Annotated in this window: 13 protein-coding genes, 1 tRNA gene and 4 pseudogenes; 12 read left to right on the top strand and 6 right to left on the bottom strand. The window is 69.3% G+C overall.

Annotated features, from left to right (window positions below):
- Positions 1-29: 29 nt before the first annotated feature.
- The 3 genes and pseudogenes from BW730_RS16285 (at position 30) to BW730_RS19585 (ending at position 1898) form a co-directional block, all read left to right on the top strand.
- Positions 30-806: a ThuA domain-containing protein gene (locus tag BW730_RS16285; protein ID WP_077687186.1), complete on the top strand. Its 777-nt coding sequence runs from the start codon at positions 30-32 to the stop codon at positions 804-806.
- Between the two features lie 58 nt (positions 807-864).
- Positions 865-1134 (top strand): annotated as a pseudogene (locus tag BW730_RS20430) (Gfo/Idh/MocA family protein); the annotation flags it as partial.
- Between the two features lie 194 nt (positions 1135-1328).
- Entirely contained in the window at positions 1329-1898 is a 570-nt protein-coding gene (locus BW730_RS19585; protein ID WP_226996867.1) for a Gfo/Idh/MocA family protein, read from the top strand.
- Between the two features lie 66 nt (positions 1899-1964).
- Here BW730_RS19585 and BW730_RS16275 read toward each other — a convergent pair.
- Positions 1965-2049, bottom strand: a tRNA-Ser gene (locus tag BW730_RS16275).
- 89 nt (positions 2050-2138) lie between these two features.
- On the opposite strand from BW730_RS16275, the gene BW730_RS16270 reads away from it, so the two are divergent.
- Positions 2139-3314, top strand: a complete 1176-nt coding sequence (locus BW730_RS16270; RefSeq protein ID WP_145952928.1) for an MFS transporter — start codon at positions 2139-2141, stop codon at positions 3312-3314.
- Positions 3315-3355: 41 nt separating this feature from the next.
- Positions 3356-4288 (top strand): formylglycine-generating enzyme family protein, encoded by a 933-nt coding sequence (locus BW730_RS16265; RefSeq protein ID WP_226996866.1) that lies wholly within the window; start codon positions 3356-3358, stop codon positions 4286-4288.
- Positions 4289-4292: 4 nt separating this feature from the next.
- On the opposite strand, the gene BW730_RS16260 is transcribed toward BW730_RS16265, so the two are convergent.
- The 4 genes from BW730_RS16260 to BW730_RS16245 all read right to left on the bottom strand — a co-directional run bounded on the left by BW730_RS16260 (position 4293) and on the right by BW730_RS16245 (position 6938).
- Entirely contained in the window at positions 4293-5225 is a 933-nt protein-coding gene (locus tag BW730_RS16260; protein WP_077687184.1) for a sugar kinase, read from the bottom strand.
- Positions 5222-5803: a bifunctional 4-hydroxy-2-oxoglutarate aldolase/2-dehydro-3-deoxy-phosphogluconate aldolase gene (locus BW730_RS16255; protein ID WP_077687183.1), complete on the bottom strand. Its 582-nt coding sequence runs from the start codon at positions 5801-5803 to the stop codon at positions 5222-5224. Before BW730_RS16255 ends, BW730_RS16260 begins: the two co-directional genes overlap by 4 nt.
- Positions 5804-5904: 101 nt before the next feature.
- On the bottom strand, positions 5905-6336 hold the full coding sequence (gene tadA / locus BW730_RS16250; RefSeq protein WP_077687703.1) for a tRNA adenosine(34) deaminase TadA: 432 nt from the start codon (positions 6334-6336) through the stop codon (positions 5905-5907).
- A 26-nt stretch (positions 6337-6362) separates the two neighbouring features.
- Positions 6363-6938, bottom strand: coding sequence for a tRNA adenosine deaminase-associated protein (locus BW730_RS16245; protein ID WP_077687182.1), 576 nt, complete (start codon positions 6936-6938; stop codon positions 6363-6365).
- A 101-nt stretch (positions 6939-7039) separates the two neighbouring features.
- Here BW730_RS16245 and upp point away from each other — a divergent pair.
- Positions 7040-7698, top strand: a pseudogene (gene upp, locus BW730_RS16240) (uracil phosphoribosyltransferase).
- A gap of 4 nt (positions 7699-7702) precedes the next feature.
- Here the strand turns inward: upp and BW730_RS16235 are convergent.
- The gene (locus BW730_RS16235) at positions 7703-8653 is read right to left on the bottom strand and encodes a squalene cyclase (RefSeq protein ID WP_077687181.1); all 951 of its coding nucleotides are present in this window, start codon (positions 8651-8653) and stop codon (positions 7703-7705) included.
- A 64-nt stretch (positions 8654-8717) separates the two neighbouring features.
- On the opposite strand from BW730_RS16235, the gene BW730_RS16230 reads away from it, so the two are divergent.
- The 6 genes and pseudogenes from BW730_RS16230 to BW730_RS16210 all read left to right on the top strand — a co-directional run bounded on the left by BW730_RS16230 (position 8718) and on the right by BW730_RS16210 (position 14498).
- Complete coding sequence (locus BW730_RS16230; protein ID WP_077687180.1) at positions 8718-9476, top strand: YwiC-like family protein; 759 nt, start codon at positions 8718-8720, stop codon at positions 9474-9476.
- A 106-nt stretch (positions 9477-9582) separates the two neighbouring features.
- Complete coding sequence (locus BW730_RS16225) at positions 9583-11103, top strand: sugar ABC transporter ATP-binding protein (RefSeq protein WP_226996865.1); 1521 nt, start codon at positions 9583-9585, stop codon at positions 11101-11103.
- Positions 11100-12122 carry an ABC transporter permease gene (locus BW730_RS16220; protein ID WP_077687179.1) on the top strand — a complete coding sequence of 341 codons (1023 nt, stop codon included), beginning with the start codon at positions 11100-11102 and terminating at the stop codon, positions 12120-12122. Before BW730_RS16225 ends, BW730_RS16220 begins: the two co-directional genes overlap by 4 nt.
- Before the next feature lie 48 nt (positions 12123-12170).
- Positions 12171-12566: pseudogene (locus BW730_RS20190) on the top strand (substrate-binding domain-containing protein); the annotation flags it as partial.
- A 65-nt stretch (positions 12567-12631) separates the two neighbouring features.
- Positions 12632-13240 (top strand): annotated as a pseudogene (locus BW730_RS16215) (substrate-binding domain-containing protein); the annotation flags it as partial.
- Positions 13241-13334: 94 nt separating this feature from the next.
- Positions 13335-14498, top strand: coding sequence for a Gfo/Idh/MocA family protein (locus BW730_RS16210; protein WP_077687178.1), 1164 nt, complete (start codon positions 13335-13337; stop codon positions 14496-14498).
- The last annotated feature ends 19 nt before the right edge of the window (positions 14499-14517 follow it).

The raw sequence follows: 14517 nt of genomic DNA, 5'->3' as shown, positions 1-14517 counted from the left end.
ACGCACAACAACCACAGAAAGGTCGACGAATGACCACCGAAACCGCCTCCGCCCCCATCCGAGTGATCGTCTGGGGCGAGAACCGTCACGAGCAGGTCGAGGAGAAGGTCCGCGCGATCTATCCGACCGGGATGCACACCACCATCAAGGAGGGCATCGAGGAGTACCTCGGTGACGGCGCCTCAGTCTCGACGGTGACGCTCGACGACCCCGAGCACGGCCTGACAGAGGAGGTGCTTGCGCAGACCGACGTCCTCGTCTGGTGGGGCCACGCCGCGCACGGCGATGTCAGCGACGAGGTCGTCGAGCGGGTGCACAGGCACGTCCTGGAAGGGATGGGCCTATTGGTGCTGCACTCGGGTCACTGGTCGAAGATCTTCGGGAAGCTGATGGGCACCACCTGCACGCTGCGGTGGCGATCCAAGGACGACAGGGAGATCGTCTGGACGGTCGATCCGACCCACCCGATCGCCCAGGGGGTTCCCCACCCGTTCATCATCCCGGCGCAGGAGATGTACGGCGAGTACTTCGACGTGCCGATCCCGGACGAGTTGGTCTTCCTCTCCACCTTCACCGGCGGCGAGGTGTTCCGCAGCGGCATGACCTACCGGCGTGGGTTCGGCCGGATCTTCTACTTCAGCCCGGGCGACCAGGACTACCCCGTCTACCACCAGGCTGAGGTGCGCCGCATCATCGCCAACGGCGTCCGCTGGGCCCGGACCCTGCGTCCCGAGCGGGAGATCCCGGTGCTGCTCCGATACGAGGAAGAGGACTTCTACAACGGGCGCGGCTACGAGGGGCGATGAGCAATTGAACGCGCCACAGGACCGGCCGCTCCGGATCGTGCAGGTCGGGGCGGGAGCGATGGGCCGCGCATGGGTCGGTGCACTGAGACGAAGCCCCGACACCGAACTGGTGGGCCTCGTCGACCTCGACCCTGAGGTCGCCGCCTCGCTGCTGCGCGACGAGGGCATGGGCGATGTTCGCCACGGAGCCGACCTGGGCGCGCTGCTGGAGGAACTGCGCCCAGATGCCGTCGTCAACGTCACCGTCCCGAACGCCCACCTCCCCGTGAACGTGCAGGCGCTCACGGCCGGGGTGCCCGTGCTCTGCGAGAAGCCCGCCGCCCCCGATGTCGCCTCCGCCCTTCGCCAGGCGGCAGCGGCGCAGGCCTACGATCAACTCCTGATGATCAGCCAGTCGCGGCGCTACTTCGACGGCTTCGAGGCCCTGATGGGTTCCAGGACCTCGCTTGGCGAGGTGGGCAGCCTGAGCATCGAGTTCTTCAAGGCCCCCACTTCGGCGGGTTCCGCGAAGAGATGGCCCACGTGCTGCTCGTCGACATGGCGGTCCACCAGTTCGACGCGGCCCGAATGCTGCTCGGTCGTGAGCCGGTCGCCGTCTACGCCGAGGAGTACAACCCCGCGTGGAGTTGGTTCGCGGCTGACGCGAACGCGTCCGCCATCTTCGAGTTCGAGGGAGGCGTCCGGTTCACCTACGCCGGGTCCTGGTGCAGCCCGGGACTGGAGACGTCCTGGAACGGCACATGGCGCCTGAGCGGAAGCGAAGGCACCGCGACCTGGGACGGCGATTCGGCCGTTGCCATCGATGTCGGCGACGGGCCGCAGACGATCGACCTCATTTCAGCGCCGGAGCAGATCGACGGCTCACTCGCGGAGTTCGTCGCGGCCCTGCGCTCAGGTGAACCGCCGAGCACGGACGCCAGATCCAATGTGAGGAGTCTCGCCATGGTCGAGGCGGCCGTCCTGTCGTCCGAGACCCGGGAGCGGGTCACGATCGCCGACCTTCTCGCGCAGGGGCTCGAGTCGGCGACTGCCCAGGAGACCGACCCTGCGACGCTCAGGGTCCTGTCGACGTGGCGGGACAACGGCGGTTAGGCCCCGACGGGCGCTAGACGTAAACGAACCCCCGGTGTCGCTACCGGGGGTTCGTTCATCTCGCGGCGGTGATGGAGGGATTTGAACCCCCGGTAGGTTTCCCTACTCTCGCTTTCGAGGCGAGCACTTTCGGCCGCTCAGTCACATCACCGAGAGCGATTTTACCGAGTCGTGTCCGGTTTGACCAATTCGCCCCGAGCGCGGTTATGGGCCCAGACGGGGCGCGACTAGAGTGGGCCGGTGCGCGACTTTGTGGCCCTGATGAAGATTCCCGGTCTCGCTCTCGTCATTGGGACCCAGCTCGCCGCGCGCTTCCCCGCAGGCATGTACTCGCTCGGCCTCCTGATGCACGTGGAGCACAGCCAGGGAAACTACACCGCTGCCGGAATCGTGCTCGCCGCCTTCTCGATCGGCATGGCCATCGCCGGCCCCATCGTGTCGCGTCAACTCAGCCGGTTCGGGACGACACGGGTGCTTCTGTTCACGTTGACCATCTCGTCGCTGTCGTTCGCCCTGCTTGCGGCTCTCCCCCTGCCCTTGGCGGGCCTCGCGGCGCTGGCTGCCTTGGGCGGGGCCGCGATGCCGCCCGTCATCCCTGCCGTCCGCACCCTGTACCCGATCCTGGCGCCCCAGCGGATGCTCACCGCCCTGTTCAACCTGGACGCGGCCCTGCAGGAGCTGATCTGGGTGTTCGGGCCGGTGCTGATCACCCTGCTCGTCGCGGCCTTCGGGACGTCGACGGCCCTCTTGGTGGTCGTCGGCATTCAGGTCGCGGGAGGCCTGCTGTTCGCGCTCGCCCCGCGGGTGCGTCGACTCAACATCCCCGTGGCCACCCGCAAGCTCGGCAGGGTGCTGCAGAACCCGTCGGTCGTGCTGATGATGTTCGCCTCGATGCTCATGATCGGCTCGTTCGCCTCCATCGAGGCCGCGGTGGTCGCCACGTTCGGCGAGGGCTCCATCAACGCGGGCCTCGTGCTTGCCATCTCGTCGATCGGGTCGCTGCTCGGCGGACTGCTTGCCGGGAACCGCCAGCTCACCCGCTGGTCGTTGACTCTCCGACTGCTCGTCGTCGTCAGCGGCTTCGCGGTCGCGACGGCCACGTCGGGCTTCATCGGGCTGGCGATCGCCCTCTTCGTGGCCGGGCTCGGCATCGCCCCGGCCCTGGCCGCCGTGTCGTCCGTGATCGCCCGGGCCGTCGACTTCTCCGACACCGCGGAGGCCTTCGGCTGGATCGGCACCGGGCAACTCCTCGGCACCTCGATCGGCTCAGCGCTGGCCGGCATCGCGATCGACGCCCGCGGCGGCCACGGGGGCATCCTGGTGAGCGTCACGATCTGCGCGCTCGCGGTCATCGTGTCCGCCGTGTTCCGCAAGGCACAGCCCGACATGCGTCTGCCGATCGAGGACGACCTGTAAGCCAACCGGATAGGTTGGCCGGGATGAGAGGCGGGATGACGATGGACGACGGTTCGGGCGCGCAGTGCTGCGCGGGCGGCGTCCCGCGCACCTCACCGGCGGAGCCTCGCACGCCCATGGCGGCCACCGGTCGCGCAGAGCACCACCCCGCAGAGGTGCTCGTGGCGGCCGGGCAGTTCGCGATGGGCGACTCGTCGGGGGACGCCAACCCCGGCGACGCCGAACTGCCGATCCGCCGAGTCGACGTGGCGGCCTTCGGCATCGACTCCACCTCCGTCACCAACGCCGCCTTCGCCGAGTTCGTCGCGGCCACCGGCTACGTGACGGACGCCGAGGACCTCGGCATCTCCCCCGTCTTCCACCTGGCCGTCCGGGCCGACGATCGCGACGTGCTCGGAGCGGCGTCCGGCACGCCGTGGTGGGCCGTCGTGCGCGGCGCCGACTGGCGTCACCCGGCCGGTCCGCTGTCATCGTTGGACGGCCTCGACGACCACCCCGTCGTCCAGGTCACCTGGCGTGACGCCACCGCCTACGCCGCCTGGTGCGGCCGCAGGCTACCGTCCGAGGCCGAATGGGAGTACGCCTCGCGGGGCGGCCTCGACGGCGCCAAGTACCCGTGGGGCGATGCTGAGGTCGACGAGGGCGGCTGGCGGGCCAACATCTGGCAGGGCCGCTTCCCCACCGTCAACACCTGCGAGGACGGCTACCTCACCACCGCCCCGGTGCACACCTTCGCGCCCAACGGCTACGGGCTGTGGCAGAGCGTCGGCAACGTGTGGGAGTGGTGCCACGACACGTGGCTTCCCGACGCCGATCAGGCCGACCCGGAGGCGCTGCGGGTGATGCGCGGCGGCAGTTACCTCTGCCACATCTCGTACTGCAACCGGTACCGCAACTCGGCGCGCACGTCGACCACCGCCGACTCGGCCTCCGGCAACGTAGGCTTCCGGACCGTCCGCTCCCTCGCCCCCTGACGGTTCAGCGGACCGCCTCGTCCACGATCCCGGCGAACCGCAGGTCGTCCAAGCGCGGGAGCCCCTCCCAGTCGCCTTGGTTGCCGAGCGCGAACGCCGCCACCGCATTGGCGCGCGCGAGCCGCTCCGCCGGGGCCAGATCGATCAAGAGCCCTGACAGGTAGCCGGCGGCGAACGCGTCGCCTGCCCCGACCGGGTCGACGATGGATGACGCCACGCTCGGCGCCTCGACGGGCGCCGCGCCGTCGATGATGCAGGACGCTCCCGCCGGGCCGCGCTTGACGATCACCTGGCTCGGGCCGAGGCGGCTCAGCGCCTCGCCGTCGGCCGCGGAGCCGAGGACCAGCGCCAACTCGTCCTCCGACCCGAACAGGACGTCCGCTCTCCGGGCAAGCGGGCCGAGGACGGCCGCCGCGTCGTCGGGCCCCCAGAGTGACGAGCGGTAGTTGAGGTCCAGGCTGACGAGCACGCCACGTTCCCGCGCCGCGGTGACGGCGCGCTCAACCACCCGCGCCGCAGACTCCCCCAGCGCGCAGGTCACGCCCGACACGTGCAGGATCCGAGGCCGTAACTCCACCACCGACGCGACGTCCTCGTCGGTCAGCGCTGAGCCGGCCGACCCGGTGCGCAGGTAACTGACCCGCCGCACCCCGGCCAGCGGCGCGTCGAGCACGACCACCGCGCCGGGACGGTCCGGGTCGATGCGGAGCCGGGAACAGTCAACGCCCTCCCCCGCCAGGCCGCGGCGGACGGCCAGCGAGAGCGCGTCCGCTCCGGTCGCACCGACGAGGGCGGCGCGATGTCCCAGCCGGGTGAGGCCGACGGCGACGTTGCTCTCCGCGCCCACGAACGAGAACGCGGCGGCGGTGCCGACCCGCAGCGGGCCGTCCATCCGGAACGAGGCGAGCACCTCGCCGAGCGTCACGACGTCGATCATGTCGGGCCCGTCGGCGTCCAGTCAGCCAGGTTGGATCCGAGTCCGACGGCGAGCGCGCCCGCGGCGAGCCAGTCGCCGGCAGTGTCCGCTCCGATGCCTCCGACCGCGACGACGTCGACGCCGGGGAACGGCCCGGCCAGGGCCCCGAGATAGCCGACCCCGAGGGCCGCGGCGGGGAACAGTTTGACGATCCCCAGCCCGAACTCCAGCGCGCGGCCGACGTCGGTGGGGCTGAACACCCCGGGCAGCACCTCGGCACCCAGGCCGAGGATGGCTCGGAGGTCGGTGGGGATCGACGGCGTGACGAGGAAGTCGGCCCCCGCCTCCAGCGCGCGCTCCGCGATGGCCGCGTCCAGCACCGTGCCGACGCCGAGCCTGCGGTCCGGGAAGCGCTCGCGGAGTCGTCTGATGGCCGCGTCCCATCCCAGGGTGGTGGCCGACACCTCGATCACGGAGAGGCCCTTCGTCAGGGCGAGCGACGCCGACGCGACCGCGGCGTCCTCGCTCGCCTCGCGCACGATCCCCAGGACGCGCTGCCGCAGCAGCGCCTCACGCAGGGGGGACTCTCGACTCGTCATGGCCGCCTCCGGGTTCGAGCGACTCCGTGCTCCACCAAGGACACTAAGGTCGCGCGGCGGCCGGCAGCAGACCCCGATGGGCGAGGCCCGTCGGGGTGAGGTCAGCGCCGGGCGCGGAAGAAGGCGTCGAGCAGCGCCGAGCACTCGGCGGTAAGGACGCCGGGGGTCACCGTCGGGCGGTGGTTGAGCCGCGGGTCGCGCACGACGTCCCACAGCGACGCGACCGCGCCCGCCTTCTCGTCAAACGCGCCGAAGACGAGGTGCTCGATCCGGGATGCCACGATCGCCCCCGCGCACATGGTGCATGGCTCGAGGGTGACGACCAGGGTGCAGCCGCTAAGGCGCCACTCCCCGAGTGCCTCCGCGGCGCGCCTGATCGCGACGACCTCGGCGTGCGCCGTCGGGTCGCCGTGCAGTTCACGCTCGTTCCCCGCGGCTGAGATGACGGTCCCGTCCGGGCCGAGGATGACCGCCCCGATGGGGACGTCCCCGTGGCGTGCGGCAGCCTCGGCCTCGCCGAGGGCGAGCCGCATCGGGTCGTGCCAGCGGGTGCCCAACGTCAGTCGTCGAAGGCCTCGGCGGCCCGCTCGAACTCGTCTGCGACCTTCAGCCGCTCGGCGATCCGGTGCAGCAGTTCGTCGGAGTCCTCGTCGTAGTCGGTGGTGATCGCCTCGAGTTCGAAGGCCCGGATGCCGCTTGCCGCGTACATCTCCAGGTCGCCGAGCGGGGTCGGCTCGTCGTCATCGTCGGGGAGTTCGACGCCGAGGTAGTCGACAACATCGCGGGCGATGGGCCAGTCGTTGGCGGCGGTCACGTCGGAGAGCAGCACCTCGACGGTGCGGCCCCGGACGCGGCAGATCACGAAGAACTCGCCGTTGATCGACACCCACCCGTCGGCGCCTGAGTCGCCGGGCAGTCGGGTGAGCTGGCGGATCAGTTCCTCGAGGTCGTTGGCCAGGTCGAAGTCCATGGGGACGGCGGTCGGCTTGCCGTCCTCGCGGTAGAGCGCGACGACCAGGTCGACGTCGTCCTCAGACGCGTCCTCCAAGTCGTCATCGTCGTCGTAGTCGTCGTCGGCGGCGTCCGCGTCGTCCTTCAGATCGAACGGCTCCGCGTCGTCATCGAACACGTCCACGGCTGGCTCCTTCCACCCGACAATTCCAGTGAGGCTCCATCCTTGCACGACACCCCCGAAGACACACCTCCCACCCCCCAACCATTCGCGCACTTGCCCGGATGTGGGAAGGTTGGCTCGTGGAAGTACGCGTCGTTCAGCACCCCCTCGTCGATCACAAGCTCACGCTGCTGCGCAGCAAGAGCACACCGCAGCCGGTTTTCCGGAAGCTCGTCGACGAACTCGTCACTCTGCTCGCCTACGAGGCGACCTTCGGCGTCCGCGTCAACGACGTGGAGATCGAGACCCCCATCGCCACGACCAACGGCACCCGCCTGGCGCAGCCGGCACCTCTCGTGGTGCCGATCCTGCGCGCGGGGCTCGGCATGCTCGACGGCATGCTGCGGCTCGTCCCGACGGCCGAGGTCGGCTTCCTGGGCATGATCCGGGACGAGGAGACCCTGCAGCCGATGACCTACGCGGAGCGGCTCCCCAACGACCTGTCGGGTCGCCAGTGCTACGTGCTCGATCCGATGCTCGCCACCGGCGGCTCGCTCGGGGTGCCGTCCAGTTCCTGGTCGACCGGGGTGCCGACGACATCACCTGCATCTGCCTGCTCGCCGCCCCTGAGGGCATCGAGAAGTTGCAGGGGCTGCTCTCGGACCTTCAGGTGCCCTGCTCGCTGGTGGTCGCGGCCGTCGATGAGCGACTCGACGAGAACGGCTACATCGTGCCCGGCCTCGGCGACGCGGGCGACCGCCTCTACGGGCTGGCCGAGTAGCGCCTCACCGCGCCGCGTCCCACCAGTCGAGGACGCGCATCGCGTGGAACGTCACCCACTTCGACGGCTCGCCGCCCTCGACGTCGACCTCGAACCACACGTCTCCCGGGTGTCTGCGCGCCTGCAGCCACGTTCCGTCTGGCTGCCGATCGGCACGCAACACCTCGACGGCGTCCGCCAACCGCGGGTCCGGGTCGAGATCGTCGTGCAGCGACGCGGCCCGGAAGTAGTCGAGCGCCGTCAGCGCGTTGTAGAAGGCGCGGAACGGGTAGGCGAACTTGTCGACCCACGGGGCGATCAGTTCCCCGTCGGAGAGCCGCCACAGCAGCCGTCGCTCCAGCAGGTACTCCTGACCACGGAGCCGTGAGGCCCGCAGTGTCTCGTCGCCGGTGCGCTGCTCGTAGTCGAGCATCCCCTTCAACGAGTTGAGCGTCGACTGGACAGAGGATCGCGTCGACCCGTCGACCCATTCGCAGTTCCAGCCGCCGTCGTCCATCTGGTGTGCCGGGAACCAGTCGCGCAGCGCGGTGACGTCTGCGCCGAGCCATGCGCCGTTGGCCAGCGTGAACGCGTTGATGCACGCGTCGACCTCGCCTCCCCAGTAGGGAAGGTCGTCGTACTCCCACAGGCTGTTGGCGTCGAGCAGTTCTGCGGTTCCCTTGAGATGCTCGGCGTCGACGCCGTACTCGCGCAGCGTGTTCAGCGACCAGGTGGTCGCCGTCCACGGCTGCCCCTCCTCGTCGTTACCGAAGCCGAACCCGGCGGGGAAGAACGCGCCGCCAGCCCACTGCCCGTCCTCATCCTGCAGCGCGAGCAGTCGCGCACCGAAGCCCTCGGTCGCGACCCGGTCGCGCGTCGACTGCCATCGTTGCTGGTCAGCAGCGAGCAGGTCGCGTTCGACCTGCCAGGCGAGTGCGGGGTCGGAGTCGAGCAGCCAGGCGTGGATGTCGTTCATGACAACAGCCTAAACACGGGGGCCGACAGTCGGAGCCCATCGGGCGATCAGATAGCGTGGGCGTGTGGCGAAGTCGACCGGGTGGGTGCCCCAGCAGCACGGAGCGTGGGCCATGATCGTGGTCCCGTACCTTGCCGGGCTTGCCATGGCGTACCGCGTCCGACCCCTCGACCTCGGCGACCTGTTCCTCGGCCTCACCTGGCTGATCGGATACTTCGCATTCAACGCCGCGACGTTGACGCTCAAGTCCCCAGCGAAGCGACGCTCCCGCTACTACCCTCCGCTGATCTCCTACGCGGCGGGCGCGGCAGTGTTCGGGATCGCGACGCTGGTGGTGAAGGGCTGGCCGCTGCTGTGGTGGGTGCCGCCGTACGCGGTGGTGCTCGGCACCTCGCTGTGGCTGGCGGCAAGTAAGCGGGAGCGCAGCCTCGCCTCGGGCGCCCTCACCGTGGTGGCGTCGTGCGGCTTGATGGGCGTGCTGAGGCTGTGGCCGGGCGCGCCCGCGCTGACCGCGACGGAGGCCTCCGTGATGGTCGCGGTGACGCTGTACTTCGTGGGGACGGTGATGCACGTCAAGGCCCTGATCCGGGAACGCAACGACCCCGCCTCGGCGGCCAGGTCCGTCGGCTACCACGCGGTGCTCGCCGCGGCGACGATCGTCGCGGTGGTGCTGGGCTGGCTCGGCTGGCCGTGGATCGTGTGGGCGCTCGCCCTGGTCGCCCGGGCGTGGTGGATGCCACGCGCCAAGCGAACCCCCGCCCAGATCGGCATCCTGGAGATCGTCATGTCGGCAGCGCTGCTCGCCCTCGCGCTGACCGCCTGAGCACAGGAGTCGGACCGACCGCCCTTCGGGTGGGGCGAGATAGCGCCTGGATAACGATGCTTGCGAACCGGCTCGCATGGAGCATCGTGCGTGGTAGTTTCCGTTTATGGTCGATGGTGACACAAAATCGACGCTGCTCGAGATGAGCGGCATCGTGAAGCACTTCCCGGGGGCGAAGGCCCTTGACGGCGTGGATCTGGAGGTCCGCTCCGGAGAGGTGCACTGCCTGCTCGGCCAGAACGGCGCGGGCAAGTCCACGCTCATCAAGGTGCTCTCCGGTGCGCACCAACCCGACGCGGGCACCATCGCCCTCGAGGGTGTGGAGGTGCGGATCGCCAGCCCCGTCAAGGCGCTCGGCCTCGGCATCGCCACCATGTACCAGGAACTCGACGTCGTCGACGGACTCACCGTGGCCGAGAACGTCTTCCTCGGCCACGAACTCTCCACCGTCGGCTTCTCCAAGCGCCGCGAGGCCATCGTCCGGACCCGTGAGATCCTCGCGCTGCTCGGCCACCCCGAGATCCGCCCGACCCGCGAGGTCGGCACGCTGTCCGCCGCGGGCCGCCAGATCGTCTCGATGGCCCGCGCCCTGTCGCACAAGGCCAAGATCATCGTGATGGACGAGCCCTCAGCAGTCCTCGACTCCGAGGAGGTCGACAACCTGTTCCGCGTGGTCGCCGCGCTGAAGGACCAGGGCGTCGCGATCGTCTACATCTCCCACCGGCTCGACGAGATCCGCAGGATCGGCGACCGGATCACCGTCCTCAAGGACGGCAGGACCGTCGGCCGGAACCTGCCCGTCGAGTCGACCCCGTCGATCGAGGTCATCCGTCTGATGACCGGACGCAACGTCGAGCACGCCATCCCGCGCCGCGAGACGGTCCCCGACGAGGGCGCCCCGCTACTGAGCGTCGAGGGCCTGGGGCTGCGCGGCGTCTTCGAGGACGTCTCGTTCGACGTGCGGCCGGGCGAGATCGTCGGCCTGGCGGGCCTCGTCGGCTCGGGCCGGTCCGAGATCCTCGAGACGATCTACGGGGCACGCAAGGCGACGAGCGGCACGGTCCGGGTCGAGGGGCGGCCGGTTCGGCCGGGCTCGGTGCCCGCGGTCGTGCGATCGGACGTCGGCCTGTGCCCCGAGGAACGCAAGAGCCAGGGGCTGATCCTCGACGAGGCCATCTTCCGAAACATCACCCTGTCGACGTTCCAACGCTTCGCGCGACTCGGCCTGCTCAACGAACCTGCCGAGCGCCGAGCGAGCGAGGAGCAGGCAAAGACGCTGGACCTGCGCCCCGTCAACGTCCGACGCAGGGCGCGCACCCTCTCCGGAGGCAACCAGCAGAAGCTGATCCTCGCCCGCTGGCTGGAGCACGGCTGCCGCGTGCTGCTGCTCGACGAGCCGACCCGCGGCGTCGACGTCGGCGCCCGCACCGAGATCTACCAACTCATCAACCGACTGGCCGACGCGGGCACGGCCATCGTCGTGGTCTCAAGCGAACTGCCCGAGGTCATCGGCCTGTCCGACCGACTGCTCGTCATCGCAGACGGCAAGGTCGTCGCGGAGAAGCCCGCGACCGAACTCACCGAAGAGGACATCCTCGACCTCGTCATGGAAGGAAGTGCGGCATGAGCGACGCCCCGTCGGCGGCCGAGGCCAACCAGGCCTCAGCCCCTCCCCGCGCCAGACAACCCCTCACGTCGGGCTCCTGGTTCCGCAACATCGGCCTCGTTGTGGCGCTCGTCCTGCTGATCATCGTCGGCATCGCCACCTCCGGCGAGCGGTTCGCCAACATCGACAACGTGCTGACCATCCTCCGCCTCGCCTCCGCGATGGGAGTGCTGGCGATCGGCATGACCTTCGTGATCACCACCGGCGGCATCGACCTGTCAGTCGGGGCCGTGCTGGGGCTGGCGACCATCTGGTCGACCACCGTCGCGACGCAGCAGATGGCCGAGACGTCCACCTGGCTGATCATCCCCTTCACCGCCATGATGGTGGGCCTCGGCTGCGGCGTCGTCAACGGCATCCTGGTCGCATACGGGCGCATCGTGGCCTTCATCGCGACCCTCGCCATGATGGTGTCGGCGCGCGGCGTCGCGGAGATCATCTCCAACAGGCAGACCCAGATCGTCGACGTCGCCGACTTCAAGACGGTGATGCGTGGCTCCTTCCTTGGCGTGCCGAACCTGGTCTGGATCTTCCTGGTGGTCGCCGTCATCGGCTGGTTCCTGCTCAACCGCACGACGTTCGGTCGACGCACCATCGCGGTAGGCGGCAACCCCGAGGCGGCGCGCCTGGCGGGCATCAACGTCAAGCGTCACCTCGTCTACGTCTACTCGCTGTGCGGCCTGACCGCGGGCATCGCCGCGTTCATGATGGTCGGCCGCACCAACTCCGGGTCCTCGACCACCGGCTACCTCTACGAACTCGACGCCATCGCGGCGGTCGTCGTCGGCGGAACGCTGCTGGCAGGCGGCCGCGGCACCATCGTCGGCACCACCCTCGGGGTCCTGCTCTTCACCACCCTCACCAACGTGTTCGTGCAGAACAACATGTCCATCTCCGCCCAGGCGATCGCCAAGGGCGCCATCATCGTCGCCGCCGTGCTTCTGCAACAGCGGTTCGCGGCGCGCGAGAAGACCGCCTAGCCGCCCGGCCAGGCGACCAACCCGACGGACCCGTTCAAAGGAGAATCGATGTCCACGAAGTCAAAGATGCCTCGCATCACCCTTGCCTTGCTGAGCGCCGCGGCGCTCGGCATCGGGCTGACGGCCTGCACCTCGAACGAGAAGCCCGCCGAACAGACGCCCGCCCCCAACCAGACCAACGCGCCCGCCGAGAACGCCACCGGCAACCCGAACGACGCCGAGGGTGAGAAGGTCGTCATCGGCTTCTCCGCACCCGCAGCCGACCACGGCTGGATGGGCGCCATCACCAAGGCGGCCGTCGCCGAGGCGAAGGCGCATCCCGACATCGAACTGAAGCTCGCAGAGGGCACCAACGACGTGTCGCTGCAGATCTCCCAGATCGAGGGCTTCATCAACGACAAGGTCGACGCGATCGTGCTGCTGCCCTTCGACGGCGACGCGCTGACGGAGATCTCACTCGAGGCCATGAAGGCGGGCATCCCCGTCTCAACGTCGACCGCGAGTTCTCCAGCCCCTTCGCGGCGCGCAGCACCATCCTGGGCGACAACTACGGCATGGGCGTCAGCGCGGGCACCTACATCTGCGAGCAGCTCGACGGCAAGAAGGACGCCATCGTCGCCGAGATCGCGGGCATCGACAACCTGCCGCTGACGCAGGACCGCTCCAAGGGCTTCGCCGACGCGCTCGGCGACTGCGGGCTGAAGGTCTCGAACCGGGTCGCCGCAGACTTCACCGTCGCGGGCGGCGAGTCCGCCACGGCGAACCTGCTGCAGTCGGCGCCGAAGATCGACGCCATCTGGAACCATGACGACGACCAGGGCGTCGGCGTTCTCGCGGCCATCGACGCCGCCGGGCGCAACGAGTTCTTCATGGTCGGCGGCGCAGGCTCCAAGAACGTGATGCAGCACATCAAGGACGGCGACACCGTCCTGCGCGCCACCGTCATCTACCCGTCCACGCAGGCAGCCGACGGCATCCGTCTCGCCCGCCTCGTGGCGCAGAACAAGTCCATGGGCGACCTCGTGTCCCACACGGTGCCGCGCAAGGTCCAGCTCTACGCGCCCACCGTCACCAAGGACAACGTCGACGAGTACATCGGCGACGCGTTCGAGTCCTGATCCATCGACCCGCCGGGCCGACCTCACCAAGGTCGGCCCGGCACACCACCCGAACCCCACCATCTGAACCACAACTCCAGGAGAAGACCCAGACATGACGCAGGAACTCGGCGTGGCGATGATCGGCTACGCGTTCATGGGAGCCGCCCATTCGCAAGCGTGGCGCGTCGCGCCCCACTTCTTCGACCTTCCGGTCACCCCCGTGATGCGGGTCGTCGCAGGCCGCAACAAGGACGGCGTCGAGGCCGCCGCTGCGAAGCTCGGCTGGGAGGAGGCGAGCACCGACTGGCGCTCCCTGCTCGAGCGCGACGACATCGGCCTGTTCGACATCTGCACACCGGGTGATTCGCACAAGGAGATCGCCCTCGCCGCGCTGGCTGCGGGCAAGCACGTGCTGTGCGAGAAGCCGCTGGCCAACTCCGTCGAGGAGGCGGAGGTGATGACGGCGGCGGCCACGAAGGCGTTCGAGGAGCACGGCACGCTCGCGATGGTCGGCTTCACGTACCGACGGCTGCCCGCGATGCAACTGGCGCGGAAGCTGATCGCCGACGGACGCATCGGCGAGATCCGCCACGTCCGGGCCCAGTACCTGCAGGACTGGATCTCCGACCCGATGGCCCCGCTGTCGTGGCGGCTCGACAAGGAGAAGGCGGGCTCCGGCGCGCTCGGCGACATCGGCGCCCACATCGTCGACCTCACGCAGTTCATCACCGGCCAGCAGATCACCGAGGTGTCGGGATCGCTCAAGACGTTCGTCACCGAACGCCCGAAGCCCGCCAGCTTCTCGGGACTCTCCGGCGAGGCGAGTGACGAGATGGGTCCCGTCACCGTCGACGACGCCGCGACCTTCCTCGCGAACCTGTCGGGCGGCGCGATCGGCGTCTACGAGGCGACCCGCTTCGCCTACGGCCGCAAGAACGCCATCCGCATCGAGATCAACGGCTCGCTCGGATCGCTCGCCTACGACTTCGAGGACATGAACGTCCTGCACTTCTTCGACGCGACCGAGCCGGCGGAGACCGCAGGCTTCCGTCGGATCGTCGTGACCGAACCGGAGCACGCCTACATCTCGCACTGGTGGCCGGCAGGCCACGGCCTCGGCTACGAGCACGCGTTCTCGCACCAGGTCGTCGACCTGATGGACGCCATCGCAGCAGGCAAGGAGCCGTCGCCAACGTTCGCGGACGGCCTACAGGTCCAGCGCGTGCTCGACGCCGTCGAACGCAGTTCCGAGTCCCGTTCCTGGACCTCGGTCTGATCCCCCAAATCCAAGCAAC

Origin of the sequence: Tessaracoccus aquimaris (assembly GCF_001997345.1) — a bacterium.
Taxonomy (GTDB): Bacteria; Actinomycetota; Actinomycetes; order Propionibacteriales; family Propionibacteriaceae; genus Arachnia; species Arachnia aquimaris.
The sequence above is the reverse complement of the archived record's forward strand: the minus strand, read 5'-3'. Positions and strand labels throughout refer to the sequence as shown.

Bases quoted from the DNA above. Each gene is read 5' to 3' on its own strand.
- BW730_RS16285 (WP_077687186.1), top strand. From the start codon at position 30: ATGACCACCGAAACCGCCTCCGCCCCCATCCGAGTGATCGTCTGGGGC.
- BW730_RS16265 (WP_226996866.1), top strand. From the start codon at position 3,356: ATGGACGACGGTTCGGGCGCGCAGTGCTGCGCGGGCGGCGTCCCGCGC.
- BW730_RS16260 (WP_077687184.1), bottom strand. From the start codon at position 5,225: ATGATCGACGTCGTGACGCTCGGCGAGGTGCTCGCCTCGTTCCGGATG.
- BW730_RS16255 (WP_077687183.1), bottom strand. From the start codon at position 5,803: ATGACGAGTCGAGAGTCCCCCCTGCGTGAGGCGCTGCTGCGGCAGCGC.
- tadA (WP_077687703.1), bottom strand. From the start codon at position 6,336: ATGCGGCTCGCCCTCGGCGAGGCCGAGGCTGCCGCACGCCACGGGGAC.
- BW730_RS16235 (WP_077687181.1), bottom strand. From the start codon at position 8,653: ATGAACGACATCCACGCCTGGCTGCTCGACTCCGACCCCGCACTCGCC.
- BW730_RS16225 (WP_226996865.1), top strand. From the start codon at position 9,583: ATGGTCGATGGTGACACAAAATCGACGCTGCTCGAGATGAGCGGCATC.
- BW730_RS16220 (WP_077687179.1), top strand. From the start codon at position 11,100: ATGAGCGACGCCCCGTCGGCGGCCGAGGCCAACCAGGCCTCAGCCCCT.
- BW730_RS16210 (WP_077687178.1), top strand. From the start codon at position 13,335: ATGACGCAGGAACTCGGCGTGGCGATGATCGGCTACGCGTTCATGGGA.